Below are 22352 nucleotides of genomic sequence, written 5' to 3'. Positions count from 1 at the left end.
GTGGTCCTCAGTGGTTCACGCCGGGCAAGCGCGGAACTGGTGTTTGCGTGGCCCGATTAGTTGAACGTGAGGCCAAGCAGGGCGTTTTCTGTGACTTCAGGGAGTGCCGGGTGGATCCAGTACTGCTTGGCGGCAAACTCGCGAACGTCGAGGTCGAAGGCCAGGACGGTGATCATTTGCTGGATCAGGGTTGATGCTTGGGGGCCCATGTAGTGGGCGCCGAGGAGTTTTCCGGTGTCTTGGTCGGCAATGAGTTTGCAGATGCCGGTGGTGTCCTCCAGCGCCCAGCCATAGGCGACGTCCCCGTAGTCCTGGACCTTGACTGTGACCTTGTGGCCGTGGTCGCGGGCCTGGGATTCGGTCATGCCGACGGTGGCGATCTGGGGGTTGGTGAACGTGGCGGCAGGGACGTGATCGTGCGGCATTTTCTGCAGGTTCTCCGGGTTCAGCAGGTTGTGGCGCACGGCGCGCATCTCGGCGTTGGCCACATGTTTGAGCATGTAGGGAGAGGAGACGTCGCCGAGGGCCCAGACACCTGCGGCGGAGGTTGACCGGCCGTACTCATCCACCTTGATGCGCCCGGCTCCTATTGTGTCGATCCCACCCGCGGGCAGGTCCAATAGGTCCCCGTTTGGGATGCGCCCGGTGGCCACCAACAGTACCTCCCCGGTGGCGGAGGAGCCGTCGTCGAGCCTGACAGTTATGCCTTCCCCGGTCTGATCGGCGCCGACGGTGGTCCTGCCGGACCGGATGTCGAAGCGCTCGGCGGCCAAGTCATTGAAGCGGACGTGCAGGTCGTCATCGAGGTTCCGTAGGAGCGTGGATCGGGCGATGATGGTAACGTCCGTGCCGAGGGCGTCGAAGACGTGGGCGAACTCCATGGCGATGGATCCACCCCCGATGATGACCAGCGATGTGGGGAGCTGCGGGAGCCGCATGATGTCCTCGTTGGTGTGGTACCTCACGCCCGAGGCGGCGATGGCCTTGGGGATCAATGGCCGGGAGCCTGCGGCGATGACGATTTTGTCACCGGAGATGATTTTCTGTTGAGCCCCTTGGCCCGTGCGCAAGGTACGTTCTCCGACAAAGACGGCGTGCTGGTCGTAGACGTCGACGTTCGGGCTCTCTGGGCCGCGGCGGTATTCCTCACCGGCGGCGGAAATGGCATCGACGCGCTTCCCAAAGATGCGGTCAACCATGCCAGGCCAGTCGATGGAGGTGACCTCCGCGTGGAGGCCCAGCCGTCCGGAATCACCGATGTCCAGCGCGGTGTCAGCGGTGTGCACGTACATCTTTGACGGGATGCAGCCGGCGTTCAAGCAGGTGCCGCCGAACGACGCCTTCTCGATGATCGCGATCGACCGGTCTTCGAATTCGGGTCCTGGAATGGAATTTCCGGACCCGGTGCCGATGACGACCAAGTCGTAGTGCCGATCCACGGTGGTCTTATTGGCGGTGGTGTGCATGAAAGTGGTCCTCACTTTGGGGTCCTCTCCACCCTACTGAACCCGCGGGGCGTGTTCTGAATCACACGCAGACCCATCCTTTCGGCGAGCAGTCTCGAATGTCCTGTGACCCCAACCCTTGGGGTGCCAACATCACACTCGTGTGTATGAGGAGATTTTTTCAATGAATAAGACACTCCGCTATATGGCAGTACCAACCCTTGCTGTGGGCGCGCTTGCCCTTTTCGGTTCTCCGGCGATGGCTGCTGACAATTCCTACCAGGCAACCCTCGGCCAGATTAATGGCAGCGCAGGCGCCGCCAACATCACAGTCGATGTCACTGGCAACCAAGCCCACGTTGTCCTGAACGTTTCAGGCATGCCGGCGACCTTCATGGACGCCCCGTACCCGCACGTTCAGCACATTCACGGTGGTGCCTTGGGCGTATGCCCGGATCCGTCGGCTGACAAAGACGGCGATCAGGTCATCTCCACTACCGAGGGCGCCCCCTCCTACGGTGGAATTGTCACTACCCTCTCCACCAGCGGTGACACAAGCCCGGCAGCGGGCTTGGATTTGAAGGTAGGCGGGCAGGGTGCGGCCTACACCGTTGACCGCACGTTCGAGCTGAACGCCGAGACGAAGGCAGCCCTGGAAGCCGGTACTGCCGTGGTGGTGGTTCACGGCCTTGACCCCGCTACGCTCAGCGCAGCCGGACAGGCAGCCAAGTCCGATCTTGCCCCCACGCTTCCGCTGGCAGCAACATCGCCGGCCCTGTGTGGAACGTTGAAGGCAGGGCAGATGAAGATGCCGGCGGGTGGCGCTGCTACCGGCATCACACAGGAAGCAAGTAACGACGCAGGAACCATCGCTCTGGGCGGGGGACTGGCATTGGTGGCACTTGCCGGTGGTGCCTATGTGGTGCGCCGCCGCCGGAACACTGGATCCGAAGCCAAAGCATAAACGGAGCGGATCAGCACAGTGACAACCACGAAATCCACCTACCGCGGACGGCTCCTTGCGGCCGTGGTGGGTGGACTTCTGTTCCTTACCGGCTGCGCCGCGGGAAACCCTGGTGAAGCCCCTCCCACGACGAGCAGTCCGCCAACCACGGCAGCAACGCCTGCACCTTCGACCGTGCCAATGCCACCACCTGCGGCCGCGGCGCCTACCCATCCGGAGGAGCCCCTCCCGGCCATGCTGCCGGCGTCCGCACCCGTCACCCTGACCATTCCCTCGATCGGTGTCAGAACCGAACTGTTGCACCTGGGTTTGGAGGAGAACGGATCGCTCAAGGTGCCCCAAGACACCGGCCAGGGAGCACCTGCAAGCTGGTACGACGGTTCCCCAGCACCAGGAGAAACGGGGCCGGCGGTAATGCTTGGACACGTCAACGCACTCGGCGGAAACAAGGGTGTCTTCGCAGACCTTCAAAAACTCCGGGACGGCGAGCAGATCAGCGTGATCAGGAGCGACTCCAGCACAGCCCTCTTCACCGTTTACCGCGCCGCCCGCTACAGCAAAAGCAATTTCCCAACGTTCGAGGTCTACGGCAACACTGCCGGATCCGAGCTGCGCCTGATCACGTGCGACGGTTACAACTCCGCCACCGGAGAATTCGACGACAACTACGTCGTTTACGCGAAACTCACCGTCTAACCACGGACAACGCCCTCAAGGGGACAGTTGAAGGATGGACACGACATGAACAAACGCCAACCCTTGGCAGGACTGGCCCTGACCTTCCTGCTGCTCTCCGGCTGTGCAGCAAATGCTGGACCCGAAAGCCAAGGTATTCCAAGCGCCGGCACTGTGCCGTCCCCCACGAGCGAAGCCGGCCACGCTAACGGACATGGTCAAAGCACCCCCGAAAAGGGAACCGCGGCTGCTGACAGCCCTAGCGAGGCATCCCTAATGGTCTGCGGAGACCAACCAATGGACCGGCTCGTTTCCATCCTGAAACTGGACTCCAAGCCCAACACCGCGACCAGCTGGGCCGACAACACCTTCACCTGCACGTACCTCTTAGATGGAGGCGCCCTGAAAATCTCGGTCAAGGAAGGAGAGGACCAGAAGGCCGCCCTGGAACACTTCACTGTGGAACAGGCCTTGGCAAAAGATGCCAAGCCCATTGAGGGCCTCGCAAATCTAGGCTTCCCCGCCTACGAGACCGTCGACGGTTCGGCCGTCTTCCAAAAGGACAGCTTCGTCCTGCACGTGGACGCCTCAGCCATGCCCGCCACCATCGGGCCGGAAAACATCACCCGGAACGCCTTGGCCTACCAACTCTCCACCACGATCCTGGCCTGCTGGATTGAACACCCTTAGTCCTCGGACAGGGGGTGGAATCTCTTCACGGAAGGGGCCTTGAAAGGCGCCTTAGGTCCGGTGGTGGAGGAAGAACCTCACTCACGCCCCGGACCCCGGGCAGGCCACATCCCCTGGCCGAAACAGCAGCCACGTATGTTGATGTGACGGGAACGGGGTATACATCGAGTCCGTGCACCAGCGGTTGAATCGGACAAACGGCGCGATGAGCGTCGGATCGGTCCTCGCCTGAAACCAGCGAGACGGCGGACGGCGGGACGCTGAGGCCCAGCCCAGCGGCTTTAAGGACTGCTTCTTTGGCAACCCACTGACGCATCCTTGACGGCACGTCAGCCTCGTCCATGACGGCCGTCGCCCGGGGCTCAAGAACATAGTTGTCAAAGCCGTCGAAGAGCCCTGACGGGACGCGTTCAACATCTGCGCCGACGCTGGCTGAGGCCGGTCCGACTGCCGCCATCACCATACCGTGGCTCCGGGACAGGCTCAGCGACATTTCGGGCAGGATCGTCCGCCCGTGGTCGGCGCTTCCACAGCCCGGGCACCGCCGTGTGATGTTCAACGCCGGGGCAGCCAGCGGGTCCAGCCCCAACTGGTGCGCGGCCAGAAGTCGGAGGAGGACATGTGAGGCCGCATAGTCCTGGCTATCCGCCACGTTTCGGTACCGTCGTCGGGTCGCCTTCTCGTCCTGGGACAGGAAGCGATCCAAGCCGCCGACGCCGGAACACGCCGCTTGGACGACGGCGGTTGGCAGGATCAAATATCCGACGCCAAGGGTCCTGGCCTGGGTGGTCACAGCTTGCTGATGCGGCGGTACTTTGCGATGGCCAGCGGCGCGAACACTGCGATGATCACAAGGCTGCACATGACGGCGTACAACAGGGCATTGTCGGCCGGCCATCCGCCGGGCGCAATAAAACCGGACGGCGCGTTGTTTCCGAAGAGCTCACGCACGGCGGTGGCGACCGAGGTCACGGGGTTCCACTCGGCGATGGTCCGCAGGGGACCCGGGAGGGAAGCCGTGGAGACGAAGGCACCTGACACGAAGGTGACCGGGAACAGCCACACCAGACCAAGGCTCTGCGCTACCTCCACGCTGCGGGCCGTCAGCGCGATCAGTGCCCCGATCCAGGACACTGCGAAGGCGAACAGCAGCAAAATGCCCAGTGCTGCCAGCAACTCAAGAGCTCCGGTGTTCATCCGCCAGCCAACTGCCAAGCCGCAGAGCAGGGTCACCGCTACGGAGATGACACTGGTGTAAAGATCCGAGGTGGTGCGCCCCAGAATGACAGCCACGCGTGACATGGGCAGGGACCGGAACCGATCGATCAGCCCCAATTGCAGGTCTTTGGCCAAATACACCGCCGTAAACGAGGCATTGAACGTGAGGGTCTGGGCCAGGATGCCTCCAATGAGGAAGCTGCGGTATTGGTCGCCACCCAACGACCCACCGAAGACGAAGCCCAGAAGAAGGACGAACATGACCGGCTGCACGATTCCTGTGACCAGTGCGCCAGGGGTGCGGAGAACGTTGAGCAGGTTGCGGTGGGCAATGACGGAGCTGTCCCTGACAGCAGCGGTGATGACGCTCATGCGGGTACCCCTTCTTTGCTGTCGATCTTTCGGTTTTCGGCCAGCGCGCTGCCTCCGGTGAGCTGGAGGAAGACGTCATCCAGGGTGGGGCGACGCAGGGATGCTTCGGTGACTGGCACGGATCGAGCATCCAGTTCAGCCAACACCCGGACCAGCACGCTGTGGCCTCCTGGAGCGGCTACCGAAACCCTGAGCGCGGCCGGGTCCACTTCTGGGGTTGCCAACCCTGGGGTGGCCACCGCCAACACCGAGGCGGCAGCTTGCAGATCGGATCCATCACGCACGGTGATGTCCACACGTTCGGAGCCGGCGCGGTCCTTGAGCTGGGTGGCGGTGCCTTCGGCGATCACACTGCCATGGTTGATGACGGCGATGTGATCTGCCAGCCTGTCGGCTTCTTCGAGGTACTGGGTGGTTAGTAGCACAGTGGTTCCTTCTGAGACGAGGCCAGCCACCACGTCCCAGGTGTCCAACCGGCCACGCGGGTCCAGGCCGGTGGTGGGTTCGTCCAGCACCACCACTTTTGGCCTGGCTACCACAGCCCCGGCAAGGTCAAGGCGCCGCCGCATGCCACCGGAGAACGTCCCGGCCCGCTTTCCGCTCACGTCTGTAAGGCGGAAATCGGCTAGCAATTCGTGGGCCCGGGCTGTGGCATTCCGGCGGTTCATGCCGTACAGCCGCCCCACCATGTGGAGGTTCTCAAAGGCCGTAAGCTTCTCATCCACGGCGGCGTATTGCCCGGACAGGCCCAGATTGCGTCGGACCAGTTCAGGCGCCCTGAGGACGGAGTGTCCGGCAACCCAGGCATCCCCTGAATCCGGTGCCAGCAGGGTGGTGAGGACCTTGACCGTGGTGGTCTTGCCGGAGCCGTTGGGCCCCAACAGCCCCAACACTGTCCCCTCGGCGGCATTGAGCGTCAGGCCGTCGAGGGCCCTGAAGGCCCCAAAGGATTTGCGGACATTGTCTACCCGGATCACTGGCTGGCGGCAAGTTCGGCAACCCTGCGGGGAGCCATGTCTGTCCACGTCTGCGACACATAATCCAAGCAGGCTTCGCGGCTGTCCGGGCCGAACATGGCAACCCACCCCTTGGGAGTTTGCGCGAATGAGGGCCACAGTGAATGTTGCTGGTATTCGTTCACCAGGACGGAGAAGGTTGCTGAAGTGTCATCGAACGGGTTCGTCACGAGGATTGACCTTTCGGGTTGTTCCGGCGTTAACAGTGCCCCGGGTTCCGAGGCGTTGTAGGTCATTCGGACTCACCCCCCAAGCTGGATGGCCAACGCCGGCATGATTGTGGCGAGAGCTGTGTCACTTAACATCCGGGAGTGCCTGTCCGGCACCTCGACGTCGACGATGCGCCCGGTGACGAAGGGCTCCCAGGCTTCGGCTCCCGGTGTTCCAGCAGGAACGTCGGCAGTCGCACGGAAAAGCAACAGTTCGCCGTCGAAAACCGCAGGCTTTTGTTCCCGGATCAGACGTGCCAGCACCGGGAAGTTTTCCACCATGGCTTCCACGGCATCCAGCGGAGCCGTGCCCAGTGGATTGTGGTTCCGGCGCAGGATCTCCTGGGCGCGGACTGCATCAAGTCCCACGGTGTCGGCGTCGTCGAGTGCATAGCCCTGCGCCTCCAAGTAGGCGGCCCATATACCGGAACCGTTGACATCGTCGTTGTTCTCCTCGGTTCCGGGAAACGCATCGAGGATGGTCAGGGACGCAACCTTTTCACCAAGTTCCTGGAGCCTTGTTGCCAACCGGTGGACCAAGTGGCCGCCAAAAGACCAGCCTAGAAGATGATAGGGGCCGGAGGGCTGAACGCTGCGGATACTGTCGATGTAGGCATCTGCCAGTTCCGTGAGGCTGACAGCAGTCACGGGATGGGTTGCACCCGGTTCCATCCCCGGCATCTGAAGTCCAATCAGGGGCCGCTCGGGATCCAAAGAACCGAGCATCGAGGCAAATCCCCACGCTATCCCCGACGCTGGATGGACCGCGAACAGGGGAGCCTTGGTTCCGGTGGTGCGCAAAGGCAGTATCTGCCGCAGGGTCTCCGCTGCGTTTTCCTCAACGCCGCGGGAAGCCTCCCAAAGCAGTCCCTCAACTGTCGGAGACCGGAACAGCGACTGGACCTGCAGGGACGTACCCAACGCTGCATTGATCCTGGCTATCAACGGTTGCGCCAGGAACGAATGCCCACCCAACTCGAAGAATGATTCGTCCACTCCCGCCCTGTCCAGTGACAACACATCGGCAAAGATCGCAGCCACGGTTTGCTCACGCGGCGTCCGGGGTACTTTGCCGGATGTGCGGGGGGCGCTTGCGGCGTCCGGCAACCCCGCAGTGTCTACTTTGCCGTGTTGCGTCAATGGAATCTCGGCGATGGTAACCACAGCCGAAGGCACCATATAGTCCGGCAGCAAACTGCGAAGGTGCGAACGAACTCCCTCGGCGAATTCAATTGCCTCGTCAGGAGCATCAACAACGGTCCCGTCTTCCGGGACCACCCAGGCCACCAGGCGCATACTGTCACCGGATGGTTCTGCCCTGACCACGGCCGCCTTGACATTCGAGGCGCCAGCCGCCGCCTGCTCGATCTCACCGGGTTCCACACGGAAACCACGAATCTTGACTTGCTGGTCGTTCCGTCCAGAGAAGACGATGCTCCCGTCAGCATGCCGCACCACGAGGTCGCCAGTGCGGTACATCCGCTCACCATCAGAGCTGAACGGATCCGCAACGAAGCGTTCGGCAGTCAGCCCTGGCTGGCCGCGGTAACCGTTGGCCACCTGGCGACCTGCGATGTACAGCTCGCCGAGAACCCCCGGAAGTGCCGGCCGCAAAAGGGCGTCGAGGATATACAGCCTGGTCCCTGAGGTTGGCACTCCCAGTACCGGGGCAGCGTGATCCCGAACGCGGGCCACCAAGGTATCCACCGCTGACTCAGTGGGGCCGTAGAGGTTCCACGCGGTCACGTTTTCTTTGCCGGACAGCTCATCCCAGAGAGTGGCGTCGAATGCTTCGCCACCCAAGGCGAGGTTGAATCCGGATTCCGGCGCTGGGCCAGCACCATCCAGCAGCCTGGTGAATGCGGGTTCCTTAAGAAGCTGCCGCGCGTAACCGGGTGTTGTTTCCCACGCACTGATCTGATGGTGTTCGAGGTATCCAGCCAGGGCTGCGGGATCTCGCCGGATGGCGTCGTCCACCAGGTGGAGCCGATGACCGGAAATCATCCAGAGAATGGGATCCCACGAAGCGTCGAAGCCGATTCCGGTGGTGTGGGCCACGTTCTGCTGGACTCCGGTGATGGCGGGATCGAGCCCAGCGAAGAGCGTCGCCCGATGGGACTCCAGCAAGGCACCCAAGGCGCCATGGCTGACTTCCACGCCCTTGGGCCTGCCTGTGGAACCCGAGGTGAACATCACGTAGGAAAGGTCGCGGCCTGCCGGTTGGCGTTCCTGCAGTTCCCGGGCTGAGTCGAGCCCTTGGCCGGAATTCAACCCGTCGCCGTGTGAGTGGCCAAGGAGTTCGGTCACCATCACCAGGCGCGGAACCTCACGTGCAGGGTTCCGGGCTGCCACCCTGGTCAGCAGCGCCGCCATGCGTACAGCGACCGGCTCGGAGGTGACAACCACAGAGGGCGCGGCGTCTTCCAGGATCGCCACCACCCTGTCGTCGGGATACTCGGTATCAATCGGGTTGTAGACCGCGCCTGTGGCAATCACGCCCAACAAGCTCTGGATGGTTCCCGCGGACCGTGGCAGGAACACTGAGACAACATCGCCCGCGGCGACTCCCTGCTGCTCCAGCCCGGTGGCCAGGACTGCCACCGAAGAGGCCAGCTTCGCAAACGTCTGCTCATCGCGCCCGGTTACCAGCGCCACAGAGTCCGGAACTGACATGACGGTAGCTGCGAAGGCGGCCAGGACGCCGTCGGCCGCGTCCGTTTGATGCCCGACGGCGGAACGTCGTCCCGCTGTGAGCGCCTCCAACGCGGCAGCCTCCTCAGGGTCAATCAACGTCAGCTCTGCTATGGGCGTATCCGGGTTGGAGGCGCCGCGCTCCACGAAACGCACCAAGGTGGTAACCAAACGTTCAATGGTCTCTTCCTGGAACATTGCTGCGTTGTACTCCAGCGTTGCCGAAAGCCCCGTGGTGCCCGGGCGGAAAGTGAAGGAGAGATCGAACTTGGCTTCCCCTGAGCCGTTGCCGGGTAGCGGCCGGACCACTGCGCCGGGGAGTTCCGGAACGGATGCGGGGGAGTTGTCCACGGCGAGCATGGTTTGGAACAACGGGTGCCGGCCCAGTTCACGTTCCGGGTTCAGTACTTCCACCAACCGCTCGAAAGGGACGTCGTCATGATCGAAGGCGGCGAGGACGCTGGTCCGGGCACGGTTCACCATGGCCTGCAGGGAGGGATTGCCGGCAGCACTGATCCGCAGCGGCAGGGTGTTGACGAAGAAGCCCACCAGCTCTTCCAGCGCCGGATCAGTCCGTCCGGCCGTTGGGGAGCCAATGACCACGTCATCGCCCGCACCAAGGCGGTGCAGGAAGCCGGCGAGTACGCCGTGGAGCGTCATGAACAAGCTCGCGTTCGAGCGGGCCGCAACGGAGTTCAGGGATTCGAGGGTTTCGGCACTGAGCTGGAAGGTGTGTTGCTTGGCAGGTTGCCGTGCTTCCCGGGGACGGCGTTGGTCGGCAGGGAGGCTGAGCTCCGTGGGTATGCCTGAGAGGGCCTCCCGCCAGTCATCAATTTTTTGCCCGGGGCTGCCATCTTTGCCGAGTTCTTCCTGCTGCCACGCACTGAAGTCCGCATATTGGACAGTCAGCGGGGCGCGGCTGCTCACGGTTCCTTCGAGGGCGGCTGCATAGGACTCCGAGAGGTCACGGGCCAGTGGCGCCAGCGACGCGCCGTCGCTGGCGATGTGATGGAGCACCAATTGCAGGACCCAGCCCGGATCATCGGCGTAGCACCGGCGGAGCAGGACGGCGCGCAGAGGAAGATCGAGGGTTACGTCGAAACCCCGCCCTTCCTCTTGGGCGAGAATCCTGGATTCCTCGTCTTCGGAATGCACCGGGATGACCCGCAGGAGGCCACGGGCCTGCGCCGCAGCGTGGATCTCCTGGTGCGGAGTGCCGGCAGGTGCAGGGTAGCTCGTCCTGAGGATTTCGTGCCGGACCACCAAAGCATCGATGGCGGTGGAAAGTGCATTCTCATCCACCTCGCCTTCCAGTTCTGCGGCCATGGAGATGTTGTAGTCTGCCGAGCCTGGATCCAGCTGGTTAAGGAACCACATACGCTGCTGGGCGAAGGAGAGAACGGGTTGCCCCGAACGGACTGTACCGCGTGCGGCAATCCACTCCGAAAGTGTGGTGACCCCAGCCTGCAGTGAGTTGTTCGCGTGGACTTCCGTGCCGTCGTCGTGCGTGGAAGCATTCGGCCGTTCGGACGCGACCGCCGCCAGCAAAGCGGCTGGAGTGGGCAGATCGAACAGCGCCCGCAACGGAAGCGATGCGCCGAACGCTTCCCGGATCTTGCCCATGACGGTGATTGCCAAGAGGGAGTGACCTCCCATGAGGAAGAAGTCGTCGTCCATGGCAACGCTGTCCAGCCCAAGAACCTCAGCGAAAATACCGGCAATGACATGTTCTTCGGGCGATGCGGGAGCTTTCCCGCTGCCCGCCCCGGCGGCCGCGGGTGCCGGCAGGGCTGCGCGGTCCAGCTTGCCGTGAGAGGTTAGGGGCAGCGCCGGGATGGACATGAAGACGGCGGGCACCATGTAGTCAGGGAGTAGTTCAGCAGCACGAGTTCTGAGTTCCGCTACGTCCACGTCGCCAACTACGTAGGCGATGATCCTCTGGGCAGGCTTGCCATCCGGAACCGCAGCGACCTGTCGTACCTGGGGGTGGCTGGCCAGTGCCGACTCCACTTCACCCAATTCGATCCGGAATCCGCGCACCTTCACTTGGTCATCACTCCGGGCGAGGAACTCCAGCACGCCGCTGGCGTCCCGCCTCACCACATCGCCCGTACGGTACATGCGGGATCCGTCCGATCTGAAGGGATTCGCCACGAAACGTGATGCGGTCTCGGCAAAGCGCTGGTCGTATCCTTGCGCCATTCCCGCGCCCGCCAAATACAGTTCCCCGGGGACTCCCGCCGGAACAGGCTGTAAGTAGGCATCCAACACCATGGCCGACGTGTTGCCGGCCGGCCGCCCAATTACTGGCCTGCGTCCCTCGATATCTGCCATGACCGAGTCAACGGTGAACTCCGTAGGGCCATAGAAATTCAGGGCCCGAACTCCGGGATCGGTGGCCAGGCGTTCCCACAGGGCGCCTGAGACTGCTTCACCGCCGAGAATCAGGATCAGCGGTTGTTCGCGCTGGTGCTCCAACAGGCCGTACTGCAGCAATTGGGTGGCAAACGACGGTGTGGTCTCCAGAACGTGGATGCCGTGGTCGAGGCAGTAACCGGTAAGGCTTTCGGCGTCGCCCCGTTTTTCATCAGGCACCATGTGCAACTCGGCACCGGCAACCATCCAGAGCATGGGATCCCAGGCAGCATCAAATCCGAGGCCCGCAATGTGCGCCACGGCCACGGACTGATCCGCGTCGGTCGCGAGGCGAGGGGCAAAGAGGCTGCGGTGGTGGTGCGCGTAAAGGTTAGCCAAAGCGCCATGCGATACCGCAACACCCTTGGGCCGTCCGGTGGAACCCGAGGTGTACAAAACATAGGCAAGGTCATCTGCTTTCGGCGCGCGTTCCGCCTGGTCGCCGTCTGCGGCCGCTGCGCCGCGTGCAAGGAGGCCAGCCAGGGTCACGGCTTTGTCTGGTTCGACGCCGGTAGTCGCGTTGGCGTCGACGATCACCACTGCGGGGGTGCTGTCCTCCAGAATCATCCGGATCCGTTGCTTCGGATAGGAGAGGTCAATGGGGATGTAGACGGCACCTGCCGCGAGCACGGCCAGGGCGGCAGCGACGACGTCGGCTGATCGCTGGATAGCGACCGCCACCCGGTCACCGGGGCGCACACCGTGAACCATGAGGCCGTTCGCGATGGTGTGTACCCGCTTCTCAAGCTGGGCGAAGGTCCAAGAAGACCCCGCAACACCGGTCCCGGCCGCCACCGCGATCTGTGATGCCCGCAGGGTGGCCGTCTCTGAGAAGGCGTCCAGGATGGTGGTCCACTGGACGTCCCGCTCGGTGGCGACGCTGCTGGCCAGCACAGCTGCGTGGTCGGCTGGGCTCTGTATCCGCAGCTGGTCCAGGCTCACGCCGGAGTCCGTGGCGAACTGCCCGGCAACCAGTGCGAAACCGGCCGCCAGCCGCTCCACCGTGTTGCGTGAGAACAGGGACGGATTGTAGGCGAGGGTTCCGGCGATGATGTCGCCGTCCCGTTCGGCGCCGTCTTGTTCGGCAAGGTCCAGGAGCAGGTCGAACTTCGCACCGCCCGGCTCCCTTCCCAAGTCCGCCGATGCCTCCACGCCGTCCATGGCCAGCACAGCGTCAGGGGTGTTTTGCAGCGTCAGCATCACTTGGAACAACGGGTGGCGGTGGCGTGATCGCGTTGGATTGAGTTGCTCCACCACGCGTTCGAACGGGGCGTCCTGATTTCCGTAGGCGTGCAGGTTGGTGTAGCGGACGCTCTCCACCAGCTCAGCGGCTGTGGGATTCCCGGACGTATTGGTCCGCAGCACCAAGGTGTTGACGAAGAAGCCCACCAGTTCGTTCAGTTGGGTATCCGTCCGCCCGGCAACCGGCGTGCCGAGCGGGATGTCCTCGCCCGCGCCCGACTTCGTCAGCAGTGCCGCCAGGGCGGCCTGCAGCACCATGAAAAGACTGGCGTTGTGCGTCTTCGCTAATGCCTTCAAACCCGAGGAAGTCACGGCGTCCAGTTCCAATGGAATCGACGACGCCGGGAGGTCGCCTTCACGGGTTCCGCGTGGGAAGTCGTAGGGCAGCTGCAGCTCCTCCGGAGACCCCTTGAGTTCGCGTGCCCAGAATTCCAACTGACGCGAAATTGGGCTCGATGGGTCATCTTCCTGCCCCAAGGACTCGCGTTGCCACAGGGTGTAGTCGGCGTACTGGATGGGCAGGTTGAAGGCAGTTGAAACTGCTCCGCGAAGCCGCGCAGTGTATGCCTGGGAGAGGTCCCGGGCGAGCGGTGCCAGGGACCAGCCGTCCGCGGCAACATGGTGCAGCGTGATGGCCAGGACATGGTGGTCAGGCGCCAGCTGGAACAGGACTGTCCGGACCGGAAGTTCGCTGGTGATATCAAAGCCACGCTGTGTCTCTGCCCGCAGTGCGCGCTCCAGATTGCCTGCGTCGCACTGGACCGCCAACAGTTTTGTGAGCGCTGCATCCGGGGACAGGATTTCCTGGCGGGGTTCGCCCTCGGACCAAGGGAAGATGGTGCGCAGGGTCTCGTGCCGGGAGACGACGTCGGTCAGTGCTCCTTCCAAGGCATCCACCTCCAGATGGCCTTTCAAGGTCAGGACGATCGGGATGTTGTAAGCGCCGGACTCGTGATCAAGCCGGTTCAGGAACCAGAGCCTGCGTTGCGCAAAGGACAAGGGAATAATTGCGGGCCGTTTCTTCGCCATCAATTCAGGAATGGACGGTCCGTCGTGTTCCAAAGCCGCGGCAAGGCCAGCCACTGTAGGTTCCTCGAAGATCGTTCGTAGTGCTGGAGCCGAACCCGTTGCGTCCCGCAGGAATGCCGCCAGCCGGGTAGCCAGGAGTGAATGGCCGCCGAGGTCGAAGAAGTCGTCCTCACGTCCCACGGCTTCCAAGCCCAGGATCTCGCGGAACGCCTCTGACACCACGCGCTCGGCGTGGGTGCGTGGCTCGGTGGTTGTTGCTTCCGGATCATGCGTTGGCAGTGCCCGGGTATCCAGTTTGCCGTTGGCGGTTAACGGAAGCGAATCGATGGTGAGTACTGCAGCGGGCACCATGTAGTCGGGCAGCGTCCTGCGTGCCTCCTTGCGGATGGCGGATGAGTCCAGAGGCTGCGGGGCAGTCATGCCCTCGAACGTGCGGCTGTCTTCGAGCCCGGGCTCAGTGCCAGCGGGGGTGACGTAGGCGAGCAGTTGGTCGTAGCCCGCTTTGTTCTTTGTCACTGTCACTGCCGCTTGAGCCACCCCGGGGATGCCGCGCAGGACTTCCTCGATTTCGGCCAGTTCAATCCGGAAGCCCCGGATCTTGACCTGCTGGTCCATGCGGCCAAGGAACTGCAGCGTGCCGTCGTCCAGTCGGCGCACTACATCTCCCGTGCGGTACATACGTGAGCCGTCCCCTACAAACGGATCAGCCACGAATTTCCCGGCGCTCAGTCCGGGTTGGTCCAGGTATCCGCGTGCCAGGTTTGGGCCTGCGACGTACAGTTCTCCAATGGCGTTGGCAGGGACGGGGTTGAGGCCCGAGTCAAGGATGTAGTGCCGGCTATTGGTTACGGATCCTCCCAAGGTGACATCCGTGCCGGGTTCCATCACCGCGGTGAGTGAATCAACCGTGGTTTCGGTGGGGCCATAGAAGTTGTAGGCCACTACGCCATCATGGGCCGCCAACTCGCGCCAGGTTGCCGGGTCCACGGCTTCGCCGCCCAGGGCCACAACAGAGGGATGGGCGTCCCGGTCGAAGAGTCCGCCGGCCAGCAGAGCCTTGGCGAACGAAGGCGTTGTTTCGATTGAGTCGATGAGTTCGTCCGCCAGGAACAGGCTCAATGCCTCGGGGTCGCGACGGGTCTGGTTGTCCACCATGTGCAGCTCGTGCCCTGCCAGCAGCCACAGAATGGGATCCCAGGAGGCGTCGAAGGACAGCCCGGCCGTGTGGGCTACGCGCAGAGGCCTGCCTAGACGTCTTTCCGCAGGATCAAAAATCCTGTCGCGGTGGGAGGTCAGCAGGTTCAGGAGTGCCAGATGTTCCACGCCGACGCCCTTGGGTCTGCCCGTGGATCCCGAGGTGAATATGACGTAGGCAAGATCGTGCTGTCCAGCGCTGGGAGGCAGGGGCGTGTGGTCCTGGCTTTCCAATGCTGCCGTTGTCCCTGCGGAATCCAGGGCAGTCACCGGGACCTTTGTCTGCGGCCTGCCTGGATCCCCGTCTTCGGCCAAGGCCGCTTGCGTGAGCAGGATGATTGGTTCAGCATCCTCCAGCATCCCCTGGACCCGGCCCGCAGGGTAGTCGGGGTCCAGTGGAACGTAGGCCGCTCCGGCCTTAAGGATGGCCAGGATGGCAACGGGAAGCAGGACGCTGCGGTCCAGTCGAACGGCCACGGTGCTTCCCGGCCCGGCCCCACGTGCGCGCAGGAAGCGGGCCAGCTGGTTGGAGCGGCGCTCCACCTCGGCGAAAGTCAGGCAACCGTCGGAAGCAACCACGGCGGTTCGCTCAGGAGCCGCTGTTGCCACTAATTGGAACTCCTCAACAACTGTGTGGCCCGGCAGGTCCACGGACTCGGCGTCTCCCGTGGCGAGCAGCGCCTGTTCTTCGGCCGTCGTAGTCACGGACAGGGCCGCCGTCGGATCTTCAGGACTGGCCAAAAGCGAGCCCAGCAGACGGACGAAACGCGTCAGGTGTTCGTCCAGGCCCGCCTGGCTGTAGAGATCGGCGTTCGCCGCAAACTGAACTGTCACCTCGGCCCTGGGACCTTGCCCCAGGCCATGGACGATGATCGACAAGTCATCGATGGGCCCTGTGGAGAGAATGTGCATGGCTCCGGTTGCCTCGCCAAAGGAAATATTTTCGAGTACCGGAAGGATGTTGACCGACGGACCCGCATAGCCGCCCTGGCCGCTCAAGGACTCGAAGCGTGTGCGCTGGTGGATCAGAGCCCCTCGCAGTTTTCCTCCCATCGTTGTCACCATCTCCTGGACGGTGGCTCCTGGCGTGATGTCCACTCTGATCGGGACGATGTTCGAGAGCATTGAGGGCGTGGACTTGGCCAGCCTTCCGCGTCGGGCCGTTACTGGCAATGCGAGGGATACATGTTGTTCCCCGGTCATCCTGTGCAGGTACAAGGACGCAGCAGTCAGCATCAACGCCGGGGCCGTGCCGGATGCTGACTCGAGTGCTTCTACAGCGGCCGGAGAGAGACTCCGGGCGGAGCGTAGCAGCGAGTCCGCCATGCCCATGGGGCGGCCCGCCAATCCGGCGGGGACCGGGTTACCTTCGAGTTCCCCTGCCCAGTAGGCCGCGTCTGTGGCCGCCGCGTCGGAGGACAGGTAGCTATGGTCATCCGCGATCAATTCCTGGAGCGGGGCAAAGTCGAGGCCCGCGGCGCAGCCCATATCTTCGGCAGCGCCCAGTACCTCGTAAACTGCGGCGACGCGGCGCAGGACCACCACAGCGGAGTATCCATCGAGCAGCAAGTGGTGGACGCGCTGGTAGAAGAAGTGCCTGGTCCCGGTGATCCGGATGACCTCGGTGTGGAGCAGCCCGCCGTCTTCCACGCTGCGCGCTTGTGCCATGTCCGCGTCCATCAGTTCGCGTGCGGTGCGTTCGCGGACAGACTCGTCCCCGCACTCGCTGAGGTCGGTGAACTGCACGGCGGCTACCGTCGTTTTTGCGTACTGGTAGGGACCGTCGTCGTCTTCGCCGAACGCAAGGTTCAGAGCAGGTGTCTCCGCAACCGCCCGGGCCACAGCGGCCTCCAGCCGGGCCACGTCCAACGGACCAGCGATCTCGATGAACTGCCCAATCTGATACATCGGGCTGCCGTGTGCCAACTTTTGCGCGTACCAGATGCCTCGCTGGGCGGCCGTCAAACCCATCCGGGCTGGTGCCTGGTCCTCCGGAATGCCGGGCTGGTCAGGGGAAGCGGGGATAGGGGAGTTCATAATCCTTCTCTGCGGTGGGGAAGTGTGGGAAAGCAGCAGCAGCCCTGGGAATCAGGACTGCCGCGTCATGGTTGCGCGTGCTCACGTCAGGGACGGAGTGGCGCTCGTGTGGTGCGAAGGTGCGGAACTGGCCGCCGGCAAGCGGCCGTTACTGGAACTGGCCGATCTGGAGTGGACCCAGTACATCACCGTCCAGGAGCGGACCGTTGATAAGCGGGCCGTTGATGATCCCACCGTTCAGGATGCCTCCAGCCAGTAAATTGTTGAGAACATTTACCTCGGAAGCGGCCGCTGTTGTGTTGGCGGCCGTCGGGGTGTCGGTTGTGGTCGCTGCTTGTGCAGGGAGAGAAGCAAAGGTGAAAGCGGAGGCGGCAAGGACGGTTCCGGCGGCGATGCGTGCGGCGTTCTTGGTTGGCTTGTTCACGGGATCTTCTCCATTACGTAGCTGATGTTGTCCGCGCGCCACAGTGTGCCGCGCCATCAGTGATTCGGAGCTGCCACCCGTGTGGATGGGATGCAGTTCGGTCCGAACGGTGAGGATGCGTACATTCCCGCACTTGCACACGCCCAGCATGGATCTGGCACAGCATGCACACAGGCGCCGCCGGAATCGTTGAATGGACCATCCCCGAGCTTGAAAGCAGCAGGTTCATGCAACGTTCCGCCACCACCATTGTTTCGTCGTCTTTCCTTGCCATCACTCTTGGTCTGACCGGATGCGCCGCGACTGCGACGGGCAACCAGGCGGCCACCAGCAGCAATTCAGCCCAAAGTTCGGACGCGGGCGCGGCGGACGGTCAAAGCACGACGGCGGCGAGCACCTTTTTTGCCGGTGACGCCACCCACGAGGTCAGCATCGTTTGGGACGAAACTGCCTACGCCGGCATGATCGCCGCCTACGAAAAGGATGGCTCCAAGGAGTGGATCAAGGCAGACATCACCATTGATGGCACGCAGGTGTCTGACATCGGTGTGCGGCTCAAGGGCAATTCGACGCTCCGAAGCCTGAGTGGTGGGGCCGCCGGAGGGCCGGCCGGCGGTGGTGGCACCTCGTCTATGATTTCCTCGGACGTTCCGGAATCGCTGCCCCTGCTCATCGATTTCGATAAGTACGTTGACGGTCAGACGTTTGAAGGTTTGACGCAACTGTCCCTGCGACCGGGTTCACCCGTTCTGAACGAGGCGTTAGCACTGGCACTGACAGAAGCCAGCGGCCAGGTCACCCAGCGCTATGCCTACACCACATACTCCGTGAACGGGAGCGCGACGCAGACCCGCTTGTTGGTCGAAAACCCCGACGAAACATATGCAGACTCCCTCTTTGACAGCGCCGGCGTTCTCTACAAATCCGATGCAGAATCCAGCTTCACCTATCGGGGCGAGGACCTGGCAAAGTATGAGGAGCAGTTCAAGCAGCTCAACAGGGAGGACACGGAAGATCTCCAGCCGATTGTCGATTTCCTTAAGTGGCTTTCCGAGGCGAGTGACGAGGAATTCGACGCCGAGTTGGCCAACTGGGTGGATGTGGACTCGTTCGCACGCTATGCAGCCACGATGAACCTGCTGGTCAACGGTGATGACATGGCGGGACCCGGCCAGAATTACTACCTCTGGTATGACCTTGAGACCAAAAAGATCTCCATCATTTCCTGGGACCTGAACCTGGCCATGACGGGCAATGCCACAGCATCCCCTGATGAGGAGGTGTCCATCGGCGGAGGGGGAGGTGGCGGTGGCGAAGGGCCCGGGGGGATGCAGGCCCCTGCTGCGAATGGCAATGCGGGGGCACCACCTGACATGGCTGGTCCTCGAAATGCCGACGCGGGAACTGATCCCGCGGCTGGGGCCGACACCAAGGGTATGGGTGGAGGCAAGGGGGGTAACGCTCTGAAAGAGAGATTCCTGGCCTCTGCGGCGTTCCAACCTATTTACCACAGCGCCTACGCTGCGCTCTACGAGCAGTTGTATGACAGCGGAACGGCAGCTGCGCTTTTGCAGGAGATCACCACCACGGTTCCTACCAGCGACAACCTGACGGCGGCCCAACTCGCCGATCAGGCTGCGACGCTCAAGACCTTCATTCAGGAGAGAACGGCAGCACTGAAAGACCAGATCTAAGGCACGGGTTGATTGACTCAGTTCCGGGTGGACCTGGGTTTTGATATTGGGGAGCGGCGTGTGGCGGCCGGCTGAGGTTAGCGCCGCTTCGGCCGGTAGATCCGCCCAAAACTGCGCTCTGCGCCGTCGTACATCTGGACGAGTTCCCAGTCGTAGCGGCGCCCTCCCGGGACATCGAAGATGCGGGTACCGTCGCCGAGGAACACTGGGGCTACAAAGACCTGCAGTTCGTCGATGAGATCGTGCTCCAGTGCCTGGCGAGCGATGTCGGCGCTGATGATCTGCACGTCCTTATCGCCGGCGATCTCTTGGGCGCGGCGGACCGCCTCCACGATGTCGCAGTTCAGCGCAATGATGGTGGGGTCGTCGGCGATCTCCTCGGGCCGGTGGGTGAGGATGAACTCGGTGCCGGACCAGGCGCCGCCATAGGCCTCAGCGGTCATCTGATCCCTCTCATCCCGTTGGGCTTTAGCGGCGTCGTAGCCGTCCCTGCCGGAAATGATCACCGCGACCTCGCCCGCCATCCGCTCCGTGGTGCCGTTGTCGAGTGGTTCGGCATCGGATAACCAGCTCATGTCGTGTCCAGGCCCAGCGATGAAACCGTCGATGGAGCATGTGAATCCCCAAGCTACTTTGCCCATGTCTGTTCCTCGCATGGAAGGTAATCTGCGCTGCTCGATGATTACCTGCGGTTGAGTGATGGCTCGACTGTACTCCAGGTTGAAATCGATAGACTAAGACAGACGAGCCCGTCGGCAGTTTCCCCAGCAGTATTTCGTGCCGTGCAGGAGAGCTGCCGGAGGCGTCCGCGAAATGCGAACGCCCCCAAACGAGTCACTGTTCCAGATTGTGCCCTACGAGATGGCTGCGGGTGGTCGTTCCCCGCTGAGCACTGCGAGGGCGTTGTCGGCTGCGAGCATGGCCATGGCGGTGCGGGTCTCCACGGTGGCCGAGCCGAGGTGGGGCAGCAGCGCAACATTGTCCAAGCCCAGTAGTCCAGGATGCACGCGGGGTTCGTGCTCGTAAACATCCAGTCCAGCTCCAGCGATTGAACCTTCCCGGAGAGCTGTGGCAAGTGCATCTTCATCCACGATGGGTCCGCGTGCGGTATTGACGAGGAATGCCGAGCTCTTCATCGTTGCGAGTTGTTCGGCCCCGATCAAGTGATGAGTGGCGGGACCGTAGGGGCAGTGCAGTGACACGACGTCGGAGACGGATAGCAGTTCTTCGAGGTCGACGCGCCGGGCGTCCAGTTCGGCGGCGATCGTGGGATCCAACTCGCTGCGGGACTGGTACACGATCTCCATACCGAACGCTTTGGCCCGTCGAGCCGTTGCCTGGCCGATGCCGCCCATTCCGACGACGCCCAGCGTCTTGCCTTGCAGGCTGGACCCGAGGAGGAAGAACATGCCCCACTTCCATGCTTGGCCAGATCGGATGAGTCGTTCGCCCTCGGCGAGCCGTCGGGTGGCCATGAGGATGAGTCCGAAGGCAATATCGGCTGTGGCGTCGGTGAGCACGCCAGGGGTGTTGGTGGCCACGACACCGCGTTCCACACAGGCGGGGACATCGATGTTGTCATATCCCACAGCGACGTTCGCCACGACTTTGAGCTGCGGGCCGGCGGCATCGAGCAGTTCAGCATCAACACGTTCGGTGAGCAGTGACACGATCGCGTCGGCCCCGGCGACCCGGCGTAGGAGCTCGTCTCGCCGAATGGACTCCGGGCCACTCCAGGCATCTACTTCGTGTTCGGCGCGGAGCTTTTCAATGGCAGTGTCGGGGATGCGTCCCGTGACGACGACGCGGCTCATGCGGTCACGATCCATTCCCGGAGGCGGCCGAGGCCCTCGCGGATGTCCGCGACGTCGATGCCTGAGTAGGCGAGCCGGATGTATTGCCGTTCCTCGCCGGGTTGACGTCTGCCGAAGTGCTCGCGCGTGCAGAAGGAGACGCCGGTCTTGTAGAGTGCGTCGCTCGCGAAGTCACCTACTGCCGTGTAACCCATTTTGTCCATGACGTCGGTGACGTCGGGGAACAGGTAGAAGGTGGATTGGGGCACAGCAACGTGCATTCCAGGGACGGAATTCCCTAATTCGCAGGCAGTATCCCGGCGTTCACGCAGAACGTCGAGCATCTGCTGCACGGGTTCTTGGGTTCCTCGGAGCGCTTCGATGCCTGCCCACTGCACGTAATGCGTGGTGCACGACTCGTCGTTCGTGTTGAGCGTGCAGAGCACCTTGGCGATCTCGAGAGGCGCAACCGCACAGCCGAGTCGTGAGCCGGTCATAGCGAACTTCTTGCTGAACGTGTAGAGGATGACGGTACGCTCTGCCATGCCTGGAATCGAGGCGATCGAGCTGGAGACCCCTTCGTAGCGGGTCTCGAAGTAGGCCTCGTCAGAGAGAACCCAGAGATTGTGCTCCTGGGCGAGCTGAGCCACAGCCTCGCGCTCGGCCTCGGTTGACTCCGCGGAGATGGGGTTCTGCAGGTCGTTGTAAATGATCGCGACGGTATTCGGGGTGATGGAAGCGCGCACCTGATCAAGGTCGATCGAGAAGCCCTGGCTTGTGGGGATGTAGCGGTAAGGTACGGCGGTGCCTCCAAGGTATTCGATCTGCGATTCGTAGATCGGGAATCCCGGATTCGGGTACAGCACCTCCTGCCCAGGATTCATGACTGCTTGGAGGAACTTCGTGATGACGGGCTTGCCGCCAGTCATCACCACCACGTTCTCCGGGGAGAGGCTGATGCCACGGCGTGAGCCGATGTCCTCTGCGAGTGCTTCGCGCAGCTGTGGGATGCCCGGTCCGGGGCAGTAGCCCGTGTAACCGTCGGCGATTGCCTTGGTCATGGCTTCGACGATATGTGGTGCCGTGGGGATGTTGATGTCACCCAGGTGGAAGGGATAAACCAAGTTCCCCTTGGCCTTCCAGGCCGCCGCAGCTTGGGCGACGCTAAAGGCAGTTTCGGTGCCGAGCCGTTCGAGTCGATGCGCGAGTTGCTGCATGCTTTGTACTCCTCGTTGAGTTAAGAG

General features: G+C 62.8%; 14 protein-coding genes. 4 read left to right on the top strand and 10 right to left on the bottom strand.

All coding sequences use genetic code 11. The features are described 5' to 3' along the window. Window positions 1–56: 56 nt before the first annotated feature. On the bottom strand, window positions 57–1466 hold the full coding sequence (gene mtr / locus N7568_RS02840; RefSeq protein ID WP_261608495.1) for a mycothione reductase: 1410 nt from the start codon (window positions 1464–1466) through the stop codon (window positions 57–59). Between the two features lie 163 nt (window positions 1467–1629). Here mtr and N7568_RS02835 point away from each other — a divergent pair, with 163 nt between their 5' ends. The 3 genes from N7568_RS02835 to N7568_RS02825 are packed head-to-tail and all read left to right on the top strand — an operon-like array spanning window position 1630 to window position 3774. Beyond that, a complete protein-coding gene (locus N7568_RS02835; protein ID WP_261608386.1) occupies window positions 1630–2409 on the top strand; it encodes a CHRD domain-containing protein in 780 nt (259 codons plus the stop codon). A gap of 18 nt (window positions 2410–2427) precedes the next feature. Further along, window positions 2428–3105, top strand: coding sequence for a sortase domain-containing protein (locus N7568_RS02830; RefSeq protein WP_261608385.1), 678 nt, complete (start codon window positions 2428–2430; stop codon window positions 3103–3105). Window positions 3106–3150: 45 nt separating this feature from the next. Beyond that, window positions 3151–3774 carry a hypothetical protein gene (locus N7568_RS02825; RefSeq protein ID WP_261608384.1) on the top strand — a complete coding sequence of 208 codons (624 nt, stop codon included), beginning with the start codon at window positions 3151–3153 and terminating at the stop codon, window positions 3772–3774. A 25-nt stretch (window positions 3775–3799) separates the two neighbouring features. On the opposite strand, the gene N7568_RS25910 is transcribed toward N7568_RS02825, so the two are convergent. From N7568_RS25910 to N7568_RS02795, 6 genes are all read right to left on the bottom strand, one after another. After that, complete coding sequence (locus N7568_RS25910) at window positions 3800–4567, bottom strand: 4'-phosphopantetheinyl transferase family protein (protein ID WP_261608383.1); 768 nt, start codon at window positions 4565–4567, stop codon at window positions 3800–3802. Beyond that, entirely contained in the window at window positions 4564–5364 is an 801-nt protein-coding gene (locus tag N7568_RS02815) for an ABC transporter permease (RefSeq protein ID WP_105691368.1), read from the bottom strand. The genes N7568_RS25910 and N7568_RS02815 overlap by 4 nt, the downstream gene beginning before the upstream one ends. After that, on the bottom strand, window positions 5361–6341 hold the full coding sequence (locus tag N7568_RS02810) for an ATP-binding cassette domain-containing protein (RefSeq protein WP_261608382.1): 981 nt from the start codon (window positions 6339–6341) through the stop codon (window positions 5361–5363). Before N7568_RS02810 ends, N7568_RS02815 begins: the two co-directional genes overlap by 4 nt. Then, window positions 6338–6616, bottom strand: coding sequence for an MbtH family protein (locus N7568_RS02805; protein ID WP_181151811.1), 279 nt, complete (start codon window positions 6614–6616; stop codon window positions 6338–6340). The genes N7568_RS02810 and N7568_RS02805 overlap by 4 nt, the downstream gene beginning before the upstream one ends. 6 nt (window positions 6617–6622) lie before the next feature. Beyond that, a complete protein-coding gene (locus N7568_RS02800; RefSeq protein WP_261608381.1) occupies window positions 6623–17197 on the bottom strand; it encodes a non-ribosomal peptide synthetase in 10575 nt (3524 codons plus the stop codon). Window positions 17198–17345: 148 nt separating this feature from the next. Next, a complete protein-coding gene (locus N7568_RS02795) occupies window positions 17346–17621 on the bottom strand; it encodes a hypothetical protein (RefSeq protein ID WP_261608380.1) in 276 nt (91 codons plus the stop codon). A gap of 164 nt (window positions 17622–17785) precedes the next feature. Here N7568_RS02795 and N7568_RS02790 point away from each other — a divergent pair, with 164 nt between their 5' ends. After that, the gene (locus N7568_RS02790; RefSeq protein WP_261608379.1) at window positions 17786–19315 is read left to right on the top strand and encodes a CotH kinase family protein; all 1530 of its coding nucleotides are present in this window, start codon (window positions 17786–17788) and stop codon (window positions 19313–19315) included. A 77-nt stretch (window positions 19316–19392) separates the two neighbouring features. Here N7568_RS02790 and N7568_RS02785 read toward each other — a convergent pair whose 3' ends face one another. The 3 genes from N7568_RS02785 to N7568_RS02775 form a co-directional block, all read right to left on the bottom strand. Beyond that, window positions 19393–19956: a dihydrofolate reductase family protein gene (locus tag N7568_RS02785; protein ID WP_261608378.1), complete on the bottom strand. Its 564-nt coding sequence runs from the start codon at window positions 19954–19956 to the stop codon at window positions 19393–19395. Window positions 19957–20169: 213 nt separating this feature from the next. Further along, window positions 20170–21129: a 2-hydroxyacid dehydrogenase gene (locus tag N7568_RS02780; protein ID WP_261608377.1), complete on the bottom strand. Its 960-nt coding sequence runs from the start codon at window positions 21127–21129 to the stop codon at window positions 20170–20172. Continuing rightward, window positions 21126–22325, bottom strand: a complete 1200-nt coding sequence (locus N7568_RS02775) for a pyridoxal phosphate-dependent aminotransferase (protein WP_261608376.1) — start codon at window positions 22323–22325, stop codon at window positions 21126–21128. The genes N7568_RS02780 and N7568_RS02775 overlap by 4 nt, the downstream gene beginning before the upstream one ends. Window positions 22326–22352 lie beyond the last annotated feature (27 nt).

The sequence above is a fragment of the Paenarthrobacter aurescens genome (assembly GCF_025421775.1).
Lineage (GTDB): Bacteria > Actinomycetota > Actinomycetes > Actinomycetales > Micrococcaceae > Arthrobacter > Arthrobacter aurescens_B.
Note: the sequence above shows the minus strand (reverse complement) of the source record. Positions and strands in the feature narration are given on the sequence as shown.